General features: G+C 66.7%; 21 protein-coding genes and 1 pseudogene. 12 read left to right on the top strand and 10 right to left on the bottom strand.

Annotation, left to right across the window (positions count from 1 at the left end; genetic code table 11):
* Nucleotides 1-4: 4 nt before the first annotated feature.
* The gene (locus ACQCSV_RS11175; protein WP_426938415.1) at nucleotides 5-727 is read right to left on the bottom strand and encodes a hypothetical protein; all 723 of its coding nucleotides are present in this window, start codon (nucleotides 725-727) and stop codon (nucleotides 5-7) included.
* Nucleotides 728-839: 112 nt separating this feature from the next.
* Between ACQCSV_RS11175 and ACQCSV_RS11170 the strand changes: the two genes are divergently transcribed.
* Nucleotides 840-2,057: a molybdopterin-dependent oxidoreductase gene (locus tag ACQCSV_RS11170; RefSeq protein ID WP_354154799.1), complete on the top strand. Its 1,218-nt coding sequence runs from the start codon at nucleotides 840-842 to the stop codon at nucleotides 2,055-2,057.
* A complete protein-coding gene (locus tag ACQCSV_RS11165) occupies nucleotides 2,057-2,569 on the top strand; it encodes a hypothetical protein (RefSeq protein ID WP_354224821.1) in 513 nt (170 codons plus the stop codon). Before ACQCSV_RS11170 ends, ACQCSV_RS11165 begins: the two co-directional genes overlap by 1 nt.
* On the opposite strand, the gene ACQCSV_RS11160 is transcribed toward ACQCSV_RS11165, so the two are convergent.
* Genes ACQCSV_RS11160 through ACQCSV_RS11150 form a run of 3 tightly spaced genes read right to left on the bottom strand, consistent with a single transcriptional unit; the run spans nucleotide 2,530 to nucleotide 4,777 of the window.
* Nucleotides 2,530-3,267 carry a class I SAM-dependent methyltransferase gene (locus ACQCSV_RS11160; RefSeq protein ID WP_354154797.1) on the bottom strand — a complete coding sequence of 246 codons (738 nt, stop codon included), beginning with the start codon at nucleotides 3,265-3,267 and terminating at the stop codon, nucleotides 2,530-2,532. The genes ACQCSV_RS11165 and ACQCSV_RS11160 overlap by 40 nt on opposite strands.
* Nucleotides 3,264-3,962, bottom strand: a complete 699-nt coding sequence (locus ACQCSV_RS11155) for a TIGR04282 family arsenosugar biosynthesis glycosyltransferase (protein ID WP_426938414.1) — start codon at nucleotides 3,960-3,962, stop codon at nucleotides 3,264-3,266. The genes ACQCSV_RS11160 and ACQCSV_RS11155 overlap by 4 nt, the downstream gene beginning before the upstream one ends.
* Nucleotides 3,959-4,777 (bottom strand): glycosyltransferase family 2 protein, encoded by an 819-nt coding sequence (locus ACQCSV_RS11150; RefSeq protein ID WP_354154795.1) that lies wholly within the window; start codon nucleotides 4,775-4,777, stop codon nucleotides 3,959-3,961. Before ACQCSV_RS11150 ends, ACQCSV_RS11155 begins: the two co-directional genes overlap by 4 nt.
* Nucleotides 4,778-4,899: 122 nt before the next feature.
* Here ACQCSV_RS11150 and ACQCSV_RS11145 point away from each other — a divergent pair, with 122 nt between their 5' ends.
* Nucleotides 4,900-5,640: a response regulator transcription factor gene (locus ACQCSV_RS11145; protein ID WP_354154794.1), complete on the top strand. Its 741-nt coding sequence runs from the start codon at nucleotides 4,900-4,902 to the stop codon at nucleotides 5,638-5,640.
* Entirely contained in the window at nucleotides 5,633-6,772 is a 1,140-nt protein-coding gene (locus ACQCSV_RS11140; protein ID WP_354154793.1) for a HAMP domain-containing sensor histidine kinase, read from the top strand. The genes ACQCSV_RS11145 and ACQCSV_RS11140 overlap by 8 nt, the downstream gene beginning before the upstream one ends.
* On the opposite strand, the gene ACQCSV_RS11135 is transcribed toward ACQCSV_RS11140, so the two are convergent.
* Entirely contained in the window at nucleotides 6,769-7,836 is a 1,068-nt protein-coding gene (locus tag ACQCSV_RS11135) for an NAD-dependent epimerase/dehydratase family protein (RefSeq protein ID WP_426938413.1), read from the bottom strand. The two genes, ACQCSV_RS11140 and ACQCSV_RS11135, sit on opposite strands and share 4 nt — an antisense overlap.
* Nucleotides 7,833-8,762, bottom strand: coding sequence for an MTAP family purine nucleoside phosphorylase (locus ACQCSV_RS11130; RefSeq protein ID WP_426938412.1), 930 nt, complete (start codon nucleotides 8,760-8,762; stop codon nucleotides 7,833-7,835). Before ACQCSV_RS11130 ends, ACQCSV_RS11135 begins: the two co-directional genes overlap by 4 nt.
* A gap of 193 nt (nucleotides 8,763-8,955) precedes the next feature.
* Between ACQCSV_RS11130 and ACQCSV_RS11125 the strand changes: the two genes are divergently transcribed.
* The 5 genes and pseudogenes from ACQCSV_RS11125 (at nucleotide 8,956) to ACQCSV_RS11105 (ending at nucleotide 12,142) form a co-directional block, all read left to right on the top strand.
* Complete coding sequence (locus tag ACQCSV_RS11125) at nucleotides 8,956-9,291, top strand: metalloregulator ArsR/SmtB family transcription factor (RefSeq protein WP_354155893.1); 336 nt, start codon at nucleotides 8,956-8,958, stop codon at nucleotides 9,289-9,291.
* 31 nt (nucleotides 9,292-9,322) lie between these two features.
* Nucleotides 9,323-10,303, top strand: coding sequence for a TIGR03086 family metal-binding protein (locus ACQCSV_RS11120; RefSeq protein ID WP_354155892.1), 981 nt, complete (start codon nucleotides 9,323-9,325; stop codon nucleotides 10,301-10,303).
* Nucleotides 10,304-10,354: 51 nt separating this feature from the next.
* Complete coding sequence (locus ACQCSV_RS11115) at nucleotides 10,355-10,690, top strand: hypothetical protein (RefSeq protein WP_354155891.1); 336 nt, start codon at nucleotides 10,355-10,357, stop codon at nucleotides 10,688-10,690.
* 124 nt (nucleotides 10,691-10,814) lie between these two features.
* A pseudogene (locus tag ACQCSV_RS11110) lies at nucleotides 10,815-10,970 on the top strand (phage tail protein); the annotation flags it as partial.
* Between the two features lie 116 nt (nucleotides 10,971-11,086).
* On the top strand, nucleotides 11,087-12,142 hold the full coding sequence (locus ACQCSV_RS11105; RefSeq protein ID WP_354155902.1) for a DNA polymerase IV: 1,056 nt from the start codon (nucleotides 11,087-11,089) through the stop codon (nucleotides 12,140-12,142).
* A 90-nt stretch (nucleotides 12,143-12,232) separates the two neighbouring features.
* On the opposite strand, the gene ACQCSV_RS11100 is transcribed toward ACQCSV_RS11105, so the two are convergent.
* The 3 genes from ACQCSV_RS11100 to ACQCSV_RS11090 are packed head-to-tail and all read right to left on the bottom strand — an operon-like array spanning nucleotide 12,233 to nucleotide 13,700.
* Nucleotides 12,233-12,952 carry a GntR family transcriptional regulator gene (locus ACQCSV_RS11100; RefSeq protein ID WP_354155890.1) on the bottom strand — a complete coding sequence of 240 codons (720 nt, stop codon included), beginning with the start codon at nucleotides 12,950-12,952 and terminating at the stop codon, nucleotides 12,233-12,235.
* A 5-nt stretch (nucleotides 12,953-12,957) separates the two neighbouring features.
* Complete coding sequence (locus ACQCSV_RS11095) at nucleotides 12,958-13,473, bottom strand: PTS sugar transporter subunit IIA (RefSeq protein WP_426938411.1); 516 nt, start codon at nucleotides 13,471-13,473, stop codon at nucleotides 12,958-12,960.
* Nucleotides 13,470-13,700: a PTS glucose/sucrose transporter subunit IIB gene (locus tag ACQCSV_RS11090; protein ID WP_354155888.1), complete on the bottom strand. Its 231-nt coding sequence runs from the start codon at nucleotides 13,698-13,700 to the stop codon at nucleotides 13,470-13,472. The genes ACQCSV_RS11095 and ACQCSV_RS11090 overlap by 4 nt, the downstream gene beginning before the upstream one ends.
* A gap of 186 nt (nucleotides 13,701-13,886) precedes the next feature.
* On the opposite strand from ACQCSV_RS11090, the gene ACQCSV_RS11085 reads away from it, so the two are divergent.
* Genes ACQCSV_RS11085 through nagB form a run of 3 tightly spaced genes read left to right on the top strand, consistent with a single transcriptional unit; the run spans nucleotide 13,887 to nucleotide 17,215 of the window.
* The gene (locus tag ACQCSV_RS11085; protein WP_354155887.1) at nucleotides 13,887-15,140 is read left to right on the top strand and encodes a PTS transporter subunit EIIC; all 1,254 of its coding nucleotides are present in this window, start codon (nucleotides 13,887-13,889) and stop codon (nucleotides 15,138-15,140) included.
* Complete coding sequence (locus tag ACQCSV_RS11080) at nucleotides 15,130-16,425, top strand: amidohydrolase family protein (RefSeq protein ID WP_354155886.1); 1,296 nt, start codon at nucleotides 15,130-15,132, stop codon at nucleotides 16,423-16,425. Before ACQCSV_RS11085 ends, ACQCSV_RS11080 begins: the two co-directional genes overlap by 11 nt.
* On the top strand, nucleotides 16,406-17,215 hold the full coding sequence (gene nagB / locus ACQCSV_RS11075) for a glucosamine-6-phosphate deaminase (RefSeq protein WP_354155885.1): 810 nt from the start codon (nucleotides 16,406-16,408) through the stop codon (nucleotides 17,213-17,215). Before ACQCSV_RS11080 ends, nagB begins: the two co-directional genes overlap by 20 nt.
* A gap of 274 nt (nucleotides 17,216-17,489) precedes the next feature.
* On the opposite strand, the gene bioB is transcribed toward nagB, so the two are convergent.
* Entirely contained in the window at nucleotides 17,490-18,515 is a 1,026-nt protein-coding gene (gene bioB, locus ACQCSV_RS11070) for a biotin synthase BioB (RefSeq protein WP_354155884.1), read from the bottom strand.
* Between the last annotated feature and the right edge of the window lie 198 nt (nucleotides 18,516-18,713).

Here is an 18,713-nt window from a genome sequence, read left to right as displayed (position 1 = left end):
CAACCTACCCGTCCCATGGCCGGGCGGCGTTGGTGGTCCGCCAGACATACACGGCCAGGCTCAGCAGCAGCCCGACCAGCTGGAAGGCAATGAACCCAACCTCTGCGCCGGGGAGGAGCCGGACGGCGAGGAAATACAGCTCCGCCACGGCCGGATAGACAGTGGGCACGGAGGGCCGGTTGATTCCCGTGCACAGGGTGCCGCCGCCGGGAATGTTGGTGGTGGTCTCCGTGCCGGACGAAAAGGGGTTGGTGTGGCAGGTTCCGTCCGGTCCGGCGTCCTGGAACAGCCATTCCGGTCGCAGCTGCCGAAGAGCCTCATCGGCCGGCACGTATCGGTAAGAGCTAATTCCCGCCTTCTGGACGATGCCATCCCAGGCGTAGCGGGCGGAGTCATTGCTCGTGGCTGGCGGTGCCGAAATCGCCGCGGTGCCCAGCAGTACCGAGCCCAGCAGCACGACGGCGGCCGCATGCCGGGCGGGCATCCGGCGCGCCATCAGGGCGGCCAAGAGAAAGAGTACCCATGCCGCCAGCGCGCCAAGGGGGGACACCCACTCCGCTGACGGATCGGTGGTGACGGTCCACCAGACGGAGCCGGCCAACAATGCCACCAGCGCCAGCGCCGCCATGGTTGCGCCGGCGCGCGGCGTCCCGTGTGCCGCCGGGCTGTCCCCCGCTGGCCCGGGAGCCTGGCCGGCCCGCGCGCGGCGGCGTGTTCGTTCGCTCACCGCTTGATCCTGCACCACGTGCAGGACGGTGGGCCATGGAACCACAGGAGCGTTCGCGTTTTGTAAGGTCTGGCCCGGGACTGGGTGCGGGCCTCGGTGGTCTGATGTGAGTATGGACAGATTGACCACCCTCCTCCAGCAGCGGATGGAGGCGGTGAACGGACGGTTTTCCTCCCGATTGCGGAGCAAACGCCTGGCGGTGGTGCTGGGCCGCTGGCTTGGCATGGCGTTCACGGTCTGCTTCTTGACCGGACTCTTCAGCCACCTCCTGCAGGATCCGCCCGGCTGGATGTTATTACCGACCCGTCCGGTGTGGGTGTACGCGGCTACGCAGGGCATTCACGTCACTACCGGGATAGCTTCCATTCCGCTGCTGGCGGCCAAGCTTTGGTCCGTATTTCCCGAACTGTTGCGTTGGCCGCCGCTGAAATCCGTGGTGCACGCCCTGGAGCGGGCCTCGATTGCCCTCTTCGTGTCCGCCTCTCTGGTGGAAGTCACCATCGGATTGCTCAACACCTTCCAGTGGTATCCCTGGCCGTTTTCCTTCAAGGACGTCCACTACTGGCTGGGCTGGGTGATCATTGGCTCGCTGGCCTTGCACATTGCAGTCAAGCTGCCGCTCATCCGGGCGCACTGGAGCCGCCGGTCGGAGGCTTCCGCCATCACGGGTGAGGCTGCTGAAGCAGCGCCGGAGCCCGAAACCGTTCCAGCTGCCATGGCGCCTGCCACCAGGCCCGGGTGGAGCCGCAGGGGGTTCTTGGCGGCAATGACCGCCGGTACCGGCGTCGTCGTTCTGACGACTGCGGGCCAGTCGTTCGCCTGGCTGGAGGGCCTGAACCTCTTCGCACCGCGCCGGATGGACGCGGGGCCGCAGGGGGTACCGGTCAACCGGACCGCGGCCCAGGCCGGTGTTGAGGTCGCTGCGCTGGCCCCCGACTGGGTACTGACCGTGTCCTCGGGACCGGTGCAGAAGACGCTGACGCTGTCCCAGCTGGCCGCCCTGCCCCAGCACAGCTACGGACTTCCCATCTCCTGCGTGGAGGGGTGGAGCCAGGGCGCCCAATGGCGTGGTGTCCGGATTCGGGACCTGATGGCCTTGGTAGGGGCGCCCCCGGACGCCGGACTGCAGATTTCCAGCTTGGAGAAGGGCGGCGTGTACGGGCGCTCCTTCATGCCCGCCGCGTACAGCCAGGACGATCAGACGCTGCTGGCGCTGGAGCTCAACGGCGCGCCGCTGGACCTTGACCACGGTTATCCGGCACGAATCATCGCCCCCGGCCGGCCGGGGGTACTGCAGACCAAATGGGTGCACAAAGTGGAGGTGATCTGATGCGACTGCCATTGATGGGTCCTCCGGTGACGATGGAGAGCGGACCGTTTTGGTGGGTGCGGGCAGCTCTGGGCGCTCTGGGCGTGGCAGCCCTCGGCTATGCCGTCTTCGGATTCCTGGCCAATGTGCCGCTTGCCCAGTTGGTCGGCGTGGCGGCCTGGCTTGCCGCAGCACTGGTGGTGCACGACGGCGTGCTGGTCCCCGTGACGACGTTGGCCGGCGGCGGACTGTCGCGGCTGACGTATGGGCTGCGCCCCGTCCAGCAGGCGATAGTGCGCGGCGCCCTGCTGGTAGGGGCGGTGGTGACCTTGCTGGCAGCCCCGCTGATTCGCGCCCAGCAGGTGCTCCAGCCAAGCGGCCCGGGAAGCGGGGCCAACGGTACAGTGCTGCAGGGGGACTATGTGCAGGCCTTGGGCATCTTCTGGCTGGTTCTGTTGGTGGCCGCTGCGGGGTTCGTGGCCGCCGTCGGACTTTACAACCGACGTTCCAGCGTCAAAAAGACCCGGCCCTGAACAGTCCGGGTGGCGACGGAGGCCAGCCCCGCCCGGGCTGCATGGGCTGCCAGAGCTTTCGCGCCGGCGCGGGCCCAGGGAAAGGCGGCGCTGGCCCGTCCGGCCGAATCCTCCAACACGGCCAGATAGGCCACATCAAGGGAATCGGGGGTTTCGGCCTCTGCCAACGCGTGCCCGCCCGGTGCCAGCAGTGCGGCAACACGCTCCAGCAGCACCCGTATGTTCCCGCCGATTCCGATGTTCCCGTCCAGCAGCAGCGCCGACGCCCAACCGCCCTCGTGCGGGATCGGGTCAAAGATGGAGCCATGAATCGCCACTGCGCCACGGCTGGTGGCCACCCGCACCGCGGGAGCGCTCGCGTCAACGCCCATTGCCACCAAGCCCAGTTCACCGGCGGCGGCAAGCATCCGGCCAGGGCCGCAGCCCACATCAAGAACCGGCCCGCGAAGGGTGCGCAGCAGTTCGCGTTCGCAGGCGGTGGCCGGGGCGGACCAGCCTTGCATGCTGAAGTGGACCGGCCCGATTAGTTCCGGGCGGGCGGATTCCGGGCGGAGGGTCAGGTGCCCCAGGCCGAGCGACAGGCTGCCTGCGTACGGCTCGTGTCCTCCTTGGCCAAACGAGGCGACCGGGATGCTGCCGCCAGCAGATCCGCCGCCTGCCCAGGGGCCGGTATTGGTGGACGCTGTCTGGGCGCTCATCCCTGGGCCGGCCCTTGGGTTGCTGCGCCGGTCGGCACCGGAACGGGCTCCTTCGCCGTCGGCAGCCCCAGGGCCAGGCGGTCAACCGCGCGGGCGAACGGTGTGCCGGAACAAGCGCGGGCGGCGGCCAAGGCATCGGCAAAGTGGTCAACGTCCGTCAATGTGGGCAACAGCCCCACCGTCAGGCCGGCGCCGGTCAGGCGGGCCAACTGGTGCGACCCGGTCTGAGGGGTGGACATTTCCACGCCCCGGACCAGGTTGCCGTAGGGCCGGTGCAGCCCCAAGGCCCAAAAGCCGCCGTCCGTTGCCGGTCCGATCCAGGCGTCGTAGCGGCGCGTCGGGGCGGACCAGTCCGCCACCAGCCTTGCGAGTGGTGTAAAGGAAATCTGGGGCGTGTCCATGCCCAGAATCAGCAGCGGGCCGGTGACCAACGAACAGATAACCGCCAGCCGTTCGTCCAGCGGCCCACCACTCTGGGCAACCACTTCAAAACCCGCAGCGTCCCTGCGGTGCGGCGCCCCGTCAAACACCAGCAACCGCCTGGCCGCGGGGAAGGACCGCACAGTCTCGAGCGTCTGACTGAGGCTGGTCTGGGCCAGGGCTGCTGCCTGCGCAGGCGTGAGCGGTGGCGTGAGGCGCGTCTTGACTTTGCCCGGGATGCATTCTTTGGCGACGACCGCGATGGTGAGGATCACGGCGTCGCTCCCCGGGACTCGGCCGGGGGTCCGCCCGCGGTCGGTCTACCGGCGCCGGTAGCTGGCGTCCACCGCGATGCGGCGGCCAGTTGCGCCCTCATGTCCTTGAGTGCTGTCAGGGTTCCACGCACCGTGCCGGTCACCTTGGACTTGCCCAGGCGCGGCGCATAAGCGACCGGAACCTCTGCCACGCGCCAGCCGTCGCGGTGGGCTTTGAGGAACATTTCCAGCGGATAACCGCTGCGCCGGTCGGTGAGGTCCAGCCCGAGCAACGCAGTTCGCCGGGCCACGCGAAGCGGGCCCAAGTCCGTGACGGGGATTCCCGTCAACCGGCGCAGCCGCCTGCTCAGGACGATGTTGGCCAGCCGGGCATGGACCGGCCACGCGCCGCGGGCTGGCCGCCGGGCACCCAGGACCAGATCGGCACGCCCGGTGCGCACCAGCTCCAGCATCGGGGCCAGTTGTGCAGGATCCAGCGAACCATCGCAATCGCAGAAGGCCACAAACTCCGCCGTGGCAGCCACCAGGCCAGCATGGGCTGCCGCACCAAAGCCGCGCCTCGGTTCATGAACGACGGCGGCCCCCAGACTGGCGGCGAGCTTTCCTGAGCCATCGGTACAGCCGTTGTCCACCACTATTGCCCGGTATCCGGGCGGCAGGGCCCCCAGTACCTGGGGGAGGGCCGAAAGCTCGTTGAGGCAGGGCAGCACGACATCCACCAGCACGGTGGGTGCGCGGCCGGCGTTGTCATCCGCTGCGCAGGGGGCGCTGACCGTGCCGGTTCCTTCGTGCGAACTGCTCTGTTTTTTCTCCACCCTTCGACCGTAGAATCCGCGGGACCGGCGCGGCAGGTGGAAATCCTTACGGAACCGGGACGCTTGCCCTCCGGAAGCCCTATGCAGACCCAAAGTGGCGTCCACGAACCTATGCTGGGTACGTGAATAGTGTTCAGCCCGACCCGGACCCAGGGGACGTTGGCAACCGGCGCATCCTGCTCGTTGAAGACGAGGCCACCATCGCCCAGGTGGTGCACGACTATTTGGTGCTGGCTGGTTTCCAGGTTGATACGGCAGGTGACGGATTTAGTGCCCTGCATCTGGCCCGGACGCACAACCCGGACCTGATCATCCTGGACCGTATGCTGCCTGGTTTGGACGGGGCGGAGGTATGTCGGCGGATCCGGCTCACCCACTCCATGCCCATCATCATGCTCACCGCGCTGGGCACCGAAGACGACCGCATCCTGGGCCTGGAAATGGGCGCTGATGACTACGTCACCAAGCCCTTCTCGCCCCGTGAGCTTGTGCTTCGGGTGAAGTCCGTCCTGCGCCGCAGCGTCAAGGAATTCACCCCGGAACCGCCCGTGGAGCTGGCCGGCTTTGCCCTCAACCCGGCCTCGCGCATTGTCAGATACCGCGATAAGAACCTCATACTGACAGCTAGGGAATTTGACCTTCTGGCGTTCTTTTTGCGCCGCCCCAACCAGGTCTTCAGCCGCGACGTACTCATCAAGGCCGTCTGGGGCTGGGACTTTGGCGATCTGTCAACGGTGACAGTGCACGTGCGCCGGCTGCGCGAAAAAATCGAGGCCAACCCCACCACGCCCGTGCTGCTGAAAACGGTGTGGGGCGTGGGGTACAGGTTCGACGACGGCACGGAGCCGGCCAGCCATGACTAGCGGCGATCTGTTCATCATTGTCACGGTTGTGCTGTCATGGGCGTTGGCCATCGGCGCCGTGACTGTGGTGCTGCAGCGACTGCTCGGCAGGACCTCCATTGTGGTGCAGATCCTGCTCGTGGTCCTGGCCACTATCGCCATCCTGGTGGCAGGGATGGTGAGCGCCTTCAACGCCATGTTCATCTCGGAGGCGGATCTTCAGGTGATGTGGTTCATCCTGGCGATCGCCTCGGTCGTTGCCACGGTGGTCGCAGTGGTCTTGGGAGTAGGGCTGGCAAGGAACACCAACCGCCTGGCCGGGGACGCGGCCAGAATCGGCCGCGGAGAGCCCGTGGCACCGCAACGGAAAATGACCTCGGAACTGTCCGCGTTGGCCGCCGAGCTTGCTGCCACCAGCCATAAACTCGAAGAATCCAGACAACGGGAACAGGCAGTGGAGGCTGCACGGCGCGAACTGGTGGCCTGGGTTTCCCACGATCTGCGTACCCCGCTGGCCAGCATGCGCGCCATGGCCGAGGCGCTGGAGGATGGCATTGCCGAGGATGTTTCCGGCTACCACCAGCGAATAATCGGCCAGACCGACCAGATGGCCGTGCTGGTCAATGACCTGCTCGAGCTCTCCAAGATCCAGGCTGGAACCTTGGTGCTGGACCACCGGCCCTTGGACCTGTACGACGTCGTCAGCGACGCAATTGCCGACCTCGCCCCTGTCGCGGCCGGCCGGGCCATTGCCATCAACGGCGACGCCGTGGCCCCCACGTTGGTGGCTGCCGATGGCGCGTCGTTGTCCCGGGCCATCCGCAATGTGGTCCTCAACGGCATTCTGTACAGTGCTCGTGGCAGCACCGTGTCCATTGCCGTGACCTCCGCCGCCGGCGAGGCGGTGGTAGAGGTACGGGACGGCTGCGGCGGGATCCCGGCGGAGGACCTGCCCCGGATGCTCACCGCGGGCTGGCAGAAGGACGCCGGTCGCACCAAATCGCGATACAGCGGCGCAGGGGTTGGCCTAAGCATTGTCCACGGCATCGTGCAGGCCCATGGTGGTGCTCTGGAGGTTGCCAACGTTGCGGGTGGGTGCCGGTTTCGGTTGCGGATCCCCGCTGGCCAGGAGGCTCTGGGACCGGCCGTCTAGGGCAGTTCCCCACGCAGCGGGGCGGTGGCGAACTCGCGCATGCCGTCCTCGAAACTGCGCCGCGGAGCCCAACCCAGTTCGGCTTTGGCCCGTGCAGAGCTCGCGGTGATGTGCCGGACGTCGCCCAGCCGGAAGTCCCCTGTGATCACGGGGACCGGGCCGCTGCCAACAGCGCTCAGGACCCCGGCCATCTGACCAATGGTATGGACCTCCGAGGCTCCTACGTTGTATGCCCTCATACTGCCTGCCGCCATGACCCCGCCTGCCGCCAGCGCTTCAACGGCGCACAGGTTTGCCTCCGCGATGTCCGCCACGTGGATGAAGCTGCGGCGCTGGCCGCCGTCCTCGAACACCCGCGGCGCCTCCCCGCGGGCCAGGGCCGAGCGGAACAGGCTGGCCACGCCCGCATAGGGTGTGTCCCTGGGCATCCGGGGGCCATAGACGTTGTGGTACCGCAGGGCCGCGGCAGTGCCTCCGGTTGAACGGGCCCACGCCGATGCCAGGTTTTCCTGGGCCAGTTTGGAGGCAGCATAGACGTTCCGCGGGTCCAGCACCGCGCCTTCGGTGACCAGTGTGGGCTGCAGGAGCTCGCCGGTGACAGGGTCCCGGGGGTCAAAGATTCCGTGGTTCATGTCCTCCACCCGGCGTGGGCCGGGCCGCACCAGCCGGCCGGATGAGTCCGTGTAGGCGCCCTCGCCGTAGACCACCATGGAGGAGGCCAGCACCAGCTTGTCCCTGCCGGCCGAGGCCATGCCTGCCAGGAGTACGGCCGTGGCCAGGTCATTGTTGCGGACATAGTCCGGCGCATCGGAGAAGTCGACGCCGAGGCCCACCTTGGCGCTCTGATGGACAACGACGTCGATCCCCTCCAAAGCCGCAGCAACGGTGGATGCATCGCCAACGTCGCCCACCAGCAAAGACGCGCCGGGATGTGCTGCCGGCCTGACCGGATGCACCACCGGATCCAGCGAATCCAGGGTCCGGACCTCCCAGCCGCGGGCCAGGGCGGCCCCGACGATGTGGCCGCCAATGAAACCGGCTCCGCCGGTGACCAGAATTTTCACGGCGTCCTCCTTCCAGTACCGGGGCTGACCGGGCTGGCGGCGCCCATCACAGTGGCGACGGCGTCGGCGGGCATAAGGGCCATCCGCGGGAATCCGCCGCCGTCCGCCGTTTCCACGCAGGCCAGCCCCGCGGATACCCTCCTCGCCGCCTCGGATAGCACGGCCAGAACCCGCGGCTGCGCGGCCGCCAGGCGGCCGAGTACCAACTCCGCGGTCACGGGCTCGGAACCGTCGTGGCCGGTGTCGGCGTCGGTGATGAACGCCAGCGCCGCGAAATGCATGTTCAGCTCCGCCGCCAGCACCGGCTCGGGGTATTGGGTCATGCTGACCAGATGCGCACCGGCCCGGACCAGGGCTGCCGACTCGGCCTTGGTGGAAAAGCGTGGCCCGTTGATGACAGCCACGGTTGCAGCCGGTGCGAAGTGTTCGCCCTGCACCTCCAGAGCGTCGAGGAGTGCGGCGCGCAGCGGGGCACTGTAGGGCTCGGCGGCGGGCAGGTGCTGCACGCCGGTGGGCAGCGAGCCGTCATAGAAAGTGTCCGCCCGGCCCCAGGTCCTGTCCAGAAACTGGTCGGGTACGGCAAAGGTCCCGGTTCCGTGGCTCGGAACCAGTCCGCCCACTGCCGCGGACGAAATGACAGCCTCCACACCCATGCTCTTGAGCGCCCAGAAGTTGGCACGGTGGTTGATCTGCTGCGGGGCAATGCTGTGTCCGCGGCCGTGCCGGCCCAGGAACACGACCACCGGTCCGTCCGCACCTCCGGGACCGTCCCGTGCAGGCAGCCGGGCAACGGTGACGGGGCTGGACGGCGGGCCAAAAGGCGTCGCGGCATCCAGCGTCTCCAGCACGGCAGCGCCGGGCAGCCGGTACAGGCCCGTGCCGCCAATAATGCCGACGCGGGCGAAGGGTTCCGAGGGATAGTCCATGACCCCATCATGCCAACCACGCGCAGCAGTTGACGCGGGTGGAATCCTTAAAAGTCCCGAACGAGCTGCGCCGCAGTCCAGTTGTTGTTGTTGGCTCCTAGCTGTACACGTGCTCCAGTAATCGTCAAAAGTGCGCGCCATTTTCGATCGCGTGGCCTTGCTTAATGCGTTAGCCGGAACTAACGTATTAAGTGTGTTGGATGCCTTGGAGATCGCTGCTGAGCCGAGCCGGCGGCGGTTGCTGCGTCTCCTGGGCCGCCAGGAACAGTCCGTGGGGGATTTGGCCGCCCACTTCACGGTCAGCCGCTCGGCGGTCTCCCAGCACCTGCTGCTACTGGAACAGGCAAGCCTGGTAATTGCGCGCAAAGAAGGGCGGAACAGGTTTTACCGGCTCAACCCCGAGGGCATGGGCCGGCTCCGTGCAGTGGTCGAGCAGTTCTGGACCGACGAACTGGATTTGCTAGCCGCGGACGCGGCCGCATTGGCAGCAGGTCGGCACGGTCCAGGCAAGTCTGCACCAACCCGCTAGGTACTTCGCTTCAAGACAAAGGACCGCTCTTATGAGCTTCGACAAAACCATCCACCTGCCCGTCGACGCCGACGAAGCTTTCGCCCTGATCACGCAGCCAGAACGCCTGCGCCGCTGGAAGACGGTGGCCGCCCGTGTGGACCTTCGCGTAGGCGGCGAATACCGCTGGACCATCATCCCGGGACACCACGCGGCCGGGACGTTCCAGGAAATCGAGCCGGGCAAGCGCATCGTGTTCACCTGGGGCTGGGAGTCCGGCACGGACCTGCCGCCCGGCGCGTCCACGGTCACCATCACGCTGGAGCCGGTCGACGGCGGCACGTCGTTGCGCCTGGTGCATGAGGGCCTCACGCCTGAGCAGTCCACGGCACACGCCGAAGGCTGGAACCACTACCTGGGACGTCTGGTCGCGGAGACGTCGTCGGATGCCGGTGCAGGCCCGGACGAATGGTCCGCTGCCCCGGACCCCATCGACCACCTCATCGCCGCCGATGCGTCGCTGGCAGTCCTCCTGGGTGTCCTGCGCCAGCTCACACCGGAAGACCGCGAGAAGCCGACGCCGTGCGAGGACTTCACTGCCCATGAACTCCTTGAGCACCTGGGCGGCTCCCTGAAGAACATCGCCTCGGCACTGGGTGCGGACGCCACGGACCGCGTCGATGCGGCTCCCGAGGTCCGCATCGCCGAACTTGCGCAGCCCACGCTGGAAGCGTTCGCCCGCCGCGGCCTTGATGGCACCATCGACATGGGCTTCGCCAAACTTCCCGCCCCAATGGTGGCCAGCATCCTGAACCTCGAGCTGTTGGTCCATGCGTGGGACTTCGCGAAGGCAAGCGGCCAGCACCTGGCCGTGTCCGACGTCGTCACGGACTACGTGGAGGGCCTGGCCCTGGTGACTATCTCCGAGCAGGTCCGCTCCGGCGGCAGTTTTGCGCCGGCCCAGCCTGTCGCGGAGACCGCCGGCAGCCTTGAACGCCTCATTGCGTTTACCGGCCGGACTGTCGCCGTCTGACCGTTTCGCCCCGCAACAACAAGAACAATAACCACGAAGGAAGGAACGAAAATGTCCAAGTTTCTCTTCATCTATCACTCTCCGATGACACCCGCCGAGGCCGCGCCGCCGGCGCCGGAAGACATGGAAGCCGCTATGGGGGAGTGGAACGCATGGGGTGCCAAAGTGGGCGAAGGGCTGATCGACTTCGGAACCCCTTTGGCCAACGGCGTCCGCGTTTCGCCGGGTGGAGCCACAGCGCCGAGCCAGCTCGAGGTCTCCGGATATAGCCTCATCGAAGCCGAGACTTCCGAGGCAGCCCTGGAACTCGCCAAGCAACACCCGCACCTGAATATGCCGGGCAGCGAAATCGAGGTCCACGAGGGCCAGCAGATTCCCGGAATGTAGCTGCGGACCTTCTCGTCATATCCTGCCGGGGCCGCCGCGCCATCAGGGCGGCGGCCCCGGCACCCTCTGAGTCAGGAATTCCCATGCCTGCACGAACGCGAGGACCGTTGCGAGGGCGATCGCGGTCGAGGACGGCGAAAAGCGAGCGGTCGGATTCAAACTGGCTGAAGGCATGGAGATTTCGGAGGAACTGGCATCACGTTTCACGTTTGCCCGCCAGAAATCAAAGCTGGCAGGCGTTATCCGCGGTTCCTACTTCGTGATTAAGGGCGAGTACTGATCAGCTGACTTGCGCGCCCGGCAGCATCCCGAGTGCGGTTTCCGCCGTCTCGATGGAGAGTCGATGCCTGCCGGGGATGTTTAGGGCAGACTGGTGGCGTGAGCGGAATCCGGTGGGTGCTGCACGTCGATCTTGACCAGTTCATCGCGGCGGTCGAAGTGCTGCGGCGGCCGGAGCTTGCGGGCAAGCCCATCATTGTGGGCGGTCGGGGCGATCCCACGGAACGGGCGGTGGTGTCGACTGCATCCTATGAAGCCAGGGCGTTCGGTGTGGGTTCCGGGATGCCCTTGCGCGTTGCGGCCCGGAAAGTGCCCGACGCTGTGATCCTGCCCGTCGATCATGAGGCCTACCTCGCGGCGTCTGAAACGGTGATGGCTACCCTGCGCGCGCTGTCCGGCGCCACCGTGCAGGTGCTGGGTTGGGATGAAGCCTTTGTAGGCACTGAGGCGGAGGATCCGGAAGCCTACGCCCGGCAGGTGCAGGCAGCTGTCCTGGAGCGAACGCAGCTGCATTGCAGCGTGGGTATTGGCGACACGTTGCTCCGGGCCAAGGTCGCCACCGGTTTCGGCAAGCCGGCCGGTGTCTTCCGTCTTACCGCCGGGAACTGGCTCGACGTCATGGGTAGCCGGCCCACCAAGGACCTGTGGGGCGTCGGAACCAAAGTGTCGGGCCGGCTGGCCAAGCTCGGCATCAACACAGTTGCCGAGCTCGCCGCGTGCGACCCGCAGGACCTGGTCCCGGAGTTCGGCCCCAGGATGGGTCCGTGGTACGCGGAGCTCGGGCGCGGGGACGGCGCCAGCGTTGTGGACGATACCCCGTGGGTTGCCCGCGGGCATAGCCGCGAGACTACCTTCCAGCGGGACCTGACCGAGCCCGCCCAGGTGGACGAGGCCGTGCGGGAGCTTACAGCGCGTGTCTTTGAGGACGTTGTGGCCGAAGAGCGGCCCGTTGTGGGGCTGACCCTGAAGGTACGGTACGCACCGTTCGTCACCAAGACCCACGCGAAGAAGATACCCGAGACATTCGACCGGAACGAAATCCTCGCGCGGGCATTGGACCTCGCAGCCGGAATCGAAGCGGGCCGTCCGATCCGGCTCCTGGGCCTGCGGGCCGAGATGGCTATGCCCGACGCGGCCCGAAAGGGACATACGCCTACGCGTGGCGGTTGGTGACGGCGCCGCTCCTGTTCTCACCAGCGCGGAAGAATCACTTCGATGACTGTGGTGGCGCCGACCTGCACGATCACCCAGGGTGACGCCGGGTCAGCCCAGTGCCAGGCGCATCGAGACCTGGTACCGGTCCGAGCGGTACGTGGAGATGGCGTACTCAATGGGAGTGCCCGGTTCCTCGGTCCCGGTGAAGGAACGGCGCTTGAAGAGCAGGACGGGTGCTCCCGGCGCGATGTCCAGCAGGGCAGCCGATTCCACTGACGCTGCAGCGGCCCCTACGGTCTGCTCTGCCTGTTGGACCGGGTGCCCGGCGGCTCCCAAAGCCCGGTACAGGGACCCCGTCAGATCTGACGAGAGCAGGTCCGGCAGCAGGTCCGGCGGCAGCCACGACTCATCGACGCTGACTGGTGCGCCGTTGGCCAGGCGGAGCCGCCGGACCCGGTAGGCAAGCTGTTCCGGAGCCAGCCCCAGGTGCTCGGCGGCCGCCGCAGGGGGCACTGCCGTGGACACGTTGATGACCCGTGTACTGGGCACGAAGCCTGCCTGCCGCATGTCCTCGTTGAAGGAAGCCAGGTGCAGGGTGGAACGGACCAGCCCGTGCGAAACGAAGGTCCCTTTCCCCTTGATCCGAACCAGCGCCCCGTCCTGGACCAGATCCGTGATGGCCCGGCGGACTGTAATCCGCGAAACCCCGAACTGCTCCTCCAGCTGCCGTTCGCCCAGCAGGGCATCGCCGGGCCGCAGTGTGCTGGACACCAGGTCCTGGAGTTGCCTTCTGAGCCAGACGTGTTTCAGTTCCCCTGCCGTATCCATGTCTCCTATTTTCCGGGAAGATCGAACAGGCGCGCGCCCGCTTCCACGCGCCAGCCGGATGCCGGCGCTTCGATGGCGTCCGCCGCGCTGTCCAGGATCACCACGGGACTGCACATGCTCAGGTCCTTTGATCGGACCAGGGTAACGTCCACGGTGATCATGGGATCGCCGGCGCGGACCTGGTCGCCCTTCTGCGCGATCACCGTGAAGCCCTCGCCCTTTAGGCGTACGGTGTCGATTCCGACGTGCACCAGCACGGCGGGCCCGGACGCGTGCTGGACGATGTAGGCGTGCGGCATGACCTTGACCACCTTGCCGTCAAGGGGGGCCACAGCGGTGATCACGCCGGCGTCGTCATCAGGGATAACGGCTGCGCCGCCGCCCACGAGCCCTTTGGCGAACACCGGGTCCGGCACTTCGCTCAGCGGGATGAGCCTGCCAGGCAGCGGCGAGGCCACGCTGATAATTTGAGCGGTTGTTTCCGTGCTCAATTCAGGTGCGGTCACGTCAGAACGGCTCACATCAGGTCCTGAATGTCTTCGGCGAGGCTCTCGGCTTCCGGGCCCACCACTACTTGGACCACTGTGCCGGACATCATCACGCCGTGGGCGCCGGCGGCCTTGAGGGCGGCCTCGTCCACGCGGCCGGCGTCCACCACTTCGGTGCGCAGGCGGGTGATGCACCCTTCGATCTCTTCGACGTTCCCGGCGCCGCCAAGGGCGGCGAGGATGATTTCTGCTTTGGTCATGTTTACTCCCTGTGTTGGTAAGCGGTGAGGGGCGGTGGTTCCGGAAGCCAATTTGGAGCTTGAGGTTGACAACTGTGGCCAGCGCCCTTCACAGTGATGGTTGTCACTGGTTATAACCAGTTAGCTAGACTCTACTGAATCAAGCATCCCCGCACAAGCACCACCCTCTTCGAGACGAGGAACATCATGACCACGGAAAATCCCACAGCCGGCGCCGCGGCGCCGGAAAAGGCCAAGGGCAGCGGCAAGGCCCTGCAGAACATGCAGCGCTTCGGCCGAAGCCTCATGCTGCCCATCGCCGCCCTCCCCGCCGCCGCGCTCCTGCTCCGTCTGGGCCAGGACGACCTGTTGGGCAGGTTCGAATCCCTGACCACCGTCGCCCAGGTCATCGGTGCCGCCGGTGGCGCCCTGTTCGAGAACCTGCCGCTGCTCTTCGCCGTCGGTATCTCCTTCGGATTCGCCAAGAAGGGTGACGGATCCACGGCCCTCGCCGCCGTCGTCGGGTACCTGGTCCTGACCAACGTCTTCAAGGTCATGGCGCCTCTGGTGATGGGCGCGGCCCCGGACGGCGGGAAAGATCCCGTCATCAACTACGGTGTGCTGGCCGGCATCGTGATGGGCCTGACGACGGCGCTGCTCTGGCAGCGCTTTCACCGCACCACCCTGCCGGACTGGCTGGGCTTCTTCGCCGGCCGCCGGCTGGTGCCCATCCTGACGTCCTTCGCCGCGATTGTGATCGGCGTGCTCCTGTCCGTGATCTACCCGTATTTCAACACCGGACTGACCGCCGTCGGCAACGCAGTGGCGGACAACACCGTGGTGGGCAGCGGGGTCTACGGCACCCTCAACCGGCTGCTGATCCCGCTGGGACTGCACCACATCCTGAACTCCGTCGTGTGGTTCATCCTTGGTGACTACAACGGCGCCCACGGTGACCTGAACCGGTTCTTCGCCGGGGACCCTACCGCCGGCGTCTTTATGACCGGCTTCTTCCCCATCATGATGTTCGCCCTGCCCGCCGCCGCCCTGGCCATCTGGCAGGAAGCCAAGCCGTCGCAGCGGAAGATCGTGGGCGGCGTGATGCTCTCCACCGGCCTCACCGCCTTCCTCACGGGCATCACCGAACCACTCGAATTCTCCTTTATGTTCGTGGCCTGGCCGCTGTACATCGTGCACGCCTTCCTGACCGGAACGTCCATGATGCTGGTCAACTTCCTGGGCATCCACCACGGGTTTGGCTTCTCCGCCGGGGCCATCGATTACGTCCTGAACTTCGGCATCGCACAGAACCCGCTCTGGCTGATCCCGATCGGGCTGGTCTACGCCGCCATCTACTACGTGGTGTTCCGCTTTGTGATCCGCCGCTGGAACCTGCGCACCATGGGCCGCGAAGATGAAACCGACGAGAACGGCTCCATGGCCAAGGCCGATGCAAGCTGAGCTTTTGTCGGCCCGGAGCGGCGGGGACGACGGCGTGGTGGCGCTGCGGGGCCGCCTCGTTACCGGCCACCCAGGCGACGCAGAGATTGACGACGGCACCGTAGTGATGGCCGGGGGATCCATCCAGTGGTGCGGCCCGACGTCGGACCTGCCGGCAGGACTCGACGCCGAGGTCCGGCTGGTGCCGCTGATCCTGCCCGGGCTCGTGGACGTGCACTGCCACGGTGCCGTGGGGCACACCTTTTCCGCGGACGCTGACGGGGCCAGGCTGGCCGCCGCCCATCACGCCTCGGAAGGCACGACGTCGGTACTCGCCTCGCTCGTTTCGGCGCCGTCGCACGTGCTGCTGGAGCAGATCGCGGCGCTGCGGGACGTGGTGGCAGACGGCGCCCTGGCCGGCTTGCACCTGGAAGGGCCGTTCATCACCAAGAGCATGTGCGGGGCCCAGGACCCTGCAGCCATCATCGACGGCGATCCGGCGGTCCTGAAGCAGTGGCTTGAAACGGGGCGCGGGACCGTGCGGTCACTGACCCTGGCCCCCGAAACCCCGTACTTTGCTGAGCTGGTGCAGCTCTGCCGGGAACACGGCGTTGTGCCTTCCCTTGGGCACACCGCCGCTACGGCATCCCGCACCCGGGAAGTCCTGGGCGCTGCTGGCGGTGCTGGTGGTGGTGACCGCCAGTGGTCGGCCACGCACCTGTTCAACCGGATGCCTTCGCTGGGCCACCGGGCTGCCGGGCCCGTCGCGGTGATGCTTCAGGCCGCCGAGCAGTCACCTGGGCACATGGTGCTTGAGTTGATTGCCGACGGTGTTCACCTCGACCCGGAAATCGTCCGGATGGTTTTCAACCTCGTGGGTCCCCGCTCCGTTGCCCTCATCACGGATGCGATGGCGGCGGCCGGAATGTCAGATGGGCACTACACCCTCGGCAGCCTGGACGTGCTGGTCCAGGACCGGGTGGCGCGGCTGGCGCCGGCGGGCAGGACCCAATCCGGGGAAGGGGAGGAAACCGGAGCGATCGCCGGGGCCACGAGTTTCCTGCTGGAAAACGTGCGCCGCTGCGTCGAATGGGGGATTCCGCTCGCCGACGCCGTGGCTGGGGCTTCGTCCACGCCGGCCCGGCTGATGGGCCTTGACCGGGGCCCCACCAGGGTTGGCGCCATCGCCGCGGGATATCGCGCGGACATACTGGTGGCCACCGACAAACTTGACCTCGTGCAGGCCTACCGTGCCGGCACATCACAAACGCAGGAAAGGAAAGACCGTGCAGATAGTTCTGTGTGAGTCCGTCGATCACGTAGGAGCCCGGGCGGCAGACATCATTGAGGCCAGGGTGCGGAGGGGTCCGGCGGTCCTGGGCCTGGCCACCGGAGGCTCCCCGAGTTCCACCTACCAGGAGCTCATCCGGCGGCACCACGAGGAACAGCTCAGCTTCGGCCAAGTCACCGGCTTCACGCTCGACGAGTACGCAGGACTGCCAAAGGAACATGGGCAGTCGTACTACTCCACCATCCGGCGCGAGTTCGTAGACCAGGTCGGCCTGCCCCTGGAGCAGCTTTTCACCCCGCAGGGCGACGCGGCGGACCTCGTTGCCGAGGCAGAACGCTACGATGCAGCGATTGCGGCGGCCGGGGGAGTGGACATCCAGATCCTGGGCATCGGCGCGAACGGCCACATCGGGTTCAACGAACCGACGTCGTCACTTGCCTCGCGGACCCGGGTGAAGACTCTGGCGGGGGCTACCCGCACTGACAACGCCCGGTTCTTCCCGGACGGCAGCGTACCGCGGCTGTGCCTGACCCAGGGGCTGGGGACCATCCGCGAGGCGAAGCTGGCCGTCCTCGTGGCGACGGGGGAGAACAAGGCCGCCGCCGTCCAGGCGATGGTGGAGGGCCCGGTCAGCGCCAACTGTCCGGCGTCGGTGCTGCAGCTTCACCGGAGGGCCGTGGTCCTCCTGGACCCGGCGGCCGCGTCCCGGCTCTCCATGCTCGAGTACTACCGGGACGCGCAGGAGTTCAACGACCAGCTCGGCCAGACCCCTACCAGACCGTGGCTGATCAGCTCTTCAACCTGAAGTCGGATGCCGAGGATGGCGTTCGCCACTCATGGTGCGAGCACTCCGTGGCGGGAGCATTCGGCGGTCCAGCCCAGCGGCGTCACCTGGACTTTCATGCGTCGCCGGCAGGCGGCGCAGTAGCGCGGCGGTTCCATTGCGAGGCGTTCGCCGCAGCGGTGGTGAACGTCCGACGCCGGGCTGTCGCCGCCGTCGGACGGTACGCCGCAGTGCCCACAGAACGTAGCGGTGGAGCCGGTGGTTGATCCAGTCGGGCCTGAGGATCGGTTGGGGATCATAATGTCTTCTGAAGTTCCTTGATGGGCATGTTCAGCTCGACGAGCAGGTTCAGGTCGGCGTCTGCCGGGCGGCCCAGCGTGGTCAAGTAGTTGCCGACGATGACGGCGTTGATGCCGCCCATGAGGCCTTGGCGGGTGCCGAGGTCGCCGAGGGTCAGCTCGCGTCCGCCGGCGTAGCGGAGCACGGTGCGGGGCATCGCCAGCCGGAACGCGGCGATGGCGCGGAGGGCGTCCTTGCCATCCATGATGCCTTGGTCTTCCAGCGGGGTTCCGGGACGGGGATTGAGGAAGTTCAGCGGGACTTCGTGGGGTTCCAGGGCCGCGAGCTGGGCTGCGAGTTCCGCTCGCTGTTCCAGGGATTCGCCCATGCCGATCAGGGCGCCGCAGCACAGTTCCATGCCTGCGGCCTTGACCATGTTGCAGGTGTCCAGGCGCTCCTCGTAGCTGTGCGTGGTGACGACCTCGGGGAAGTAGCTGCGCGCGGTTTCCAGGTTGTGGTTGTAGCGGTGGACGCCCCATGCGGCGAGCTGGTCCACCTGGTGCTGGGTCAGCATGCCCAATGAGCAGGCGATGTTGATGTCCACTGCTTCGTTGATCCTGTCGATGGCGAACTTGATCTGGTTCATGAGCTTGATGTCCGGACCGCGGACGGCGGCGACGATGCAGAATTCGGTGGCTCCCGTCGCAGCGGTCTCTTTCGCGGCCTTGACCAGCTCGGGGATGTCCAGCCAGACGCCGCGGACGGGGGAGTCGAACAGGCCGGACTGGCTACAGAAATGGCAGTCTTCGGGGCAGCCGCCGGTCTTGATGGAAATGATGCCCTCCACCTCGACGTCCTCCCCGCAGTGCCGCAGACGGACCTCGTGGGCGAGCTGCAGGGCGGCCGGCAGATCCCGGTCCGGCAGCCTCAGGATTTCCACCAGCTGGCTTTCGGAGAGGCCGATTCCCTTTGCCAGGACCTGTGTCCTGGCGGTTTCGAGGATAGTGCCGGGGTTGGCCTTGAGGTCTGGCTGAATCGTCATCAATAGTCCTTTTTGGGGGTGCTTAGCTGCGGATATTGCCTCGGAACAAACGCTAGTTCTCAGTTCGGAGCGGGATTTTGTCGGGTTTCGACAAAGCGATGACGCTGAAATTGGACCCCGGATTCTGGAGTGCGGACCTTATGGGGGTGGCTTGTGAAAAAGTGAAATATCCGACGCTAAGGCTGGCGAGGCCGTGTG

The sequence above is a fragment of the Pseudarthrobacter sp. S3 genome (genome assembly GCF_050156905.1).
Taxonomy (GTDB): Bacteria; Actinomycetota; Actinomycetes; order Actinomycetales; family Micrococcaceae; genus Arthrobacter.
This window is presented reverse-complemented; position numbering and strand designations above follow the sequence as displayed.

Bases quoted from the DNA above. Each gene is read 5' to 3' on its own strand.
- ACQCSV_RS11170 (WP_354154799.1), top strand. From the start codon at position 840: ATGGACAGATTGACCACCCTCCTCCAGCAGCGGATGGAGGCGGTGAAC.
- ACQCSV_RS11165 (WP_354224821.1), top strand. From the start codon at position 2,057: ATGCGACTGCCATTGATGGGTCCTCCGGTGACGATGGAGAGCGGACCG.
- ACQCSV_RS11160 (WP_354154797.1), bottom strand. From the start codon at position 3,267: ATGAGCGCCCAGACAGCGTCCACCAATACCGGCCCCTGGGCAGGCGGC.
- ACQCSV_RS11140 (WP_354154793.1), top strand. From the start codon at position 5,633: ATGACTAGCGGCGATCTGTTCATCATTGTCACGGTTGTGCTGTCATGG.
- ACQCSV_RS11130 (WP_426938412.1), bottom strand. From the start codon at position 8,762: ATGGACTATCCCTCGGAACCCTTCGCCCGCGTCGGCATTATTGGCGGC.
- ACQCSV_RS11120 (WP_354155892.1), top strand. From the start codon at position 9,323: ATGAGCTTCGACAAAACCATCCACCTGCCCGTCGACGCCGACGAAGCT.
- ACQCSV_RS11115 (WP_354155891.1), top strand. From the start codon at position 10,355: ATGTCCAAGTTTCTCTTCATCTATCACTCTCCGATGACACCCGCCGAG.
- ACQCSV_RS11100 (WP_354155890.1), bottom strand. From the start codon at position 12,952: ATGGATACGGCAGGGGAACTGAAACACGTCTGGCTCAGAAGGCAACTC.
- ACQCSV_RS11090 (WP_354155888.1), bottom strand. From the start codon at position 13,700: ATGACCAAAGCAGAAATCATCCTCGCCGCCCTTGGCGGCGCCGGGAAC.
- ACQCSV_RS11085 (WP_354155887.1), top strand. From the start codon at position 13,887: ATGACCACGGAAAATCCCACAGCCGGCGCCGCGGCGCCGGAAAAGGCC.
- ACQCSV_RS11080 (WP_354155886.1), top strand. From the start codon at position 15,130: ATGCAAGCTGAGCTTTTGTCGGCCCGGAGCGGCGGGGACGACGGCGTG.
- bioB (WP_354155884.1), bottom strand. From the start codon at position 18,515: ATGACGATTCAGCCAGACCTCAAGGCCAACCCCGGCACTATCCTCGAA.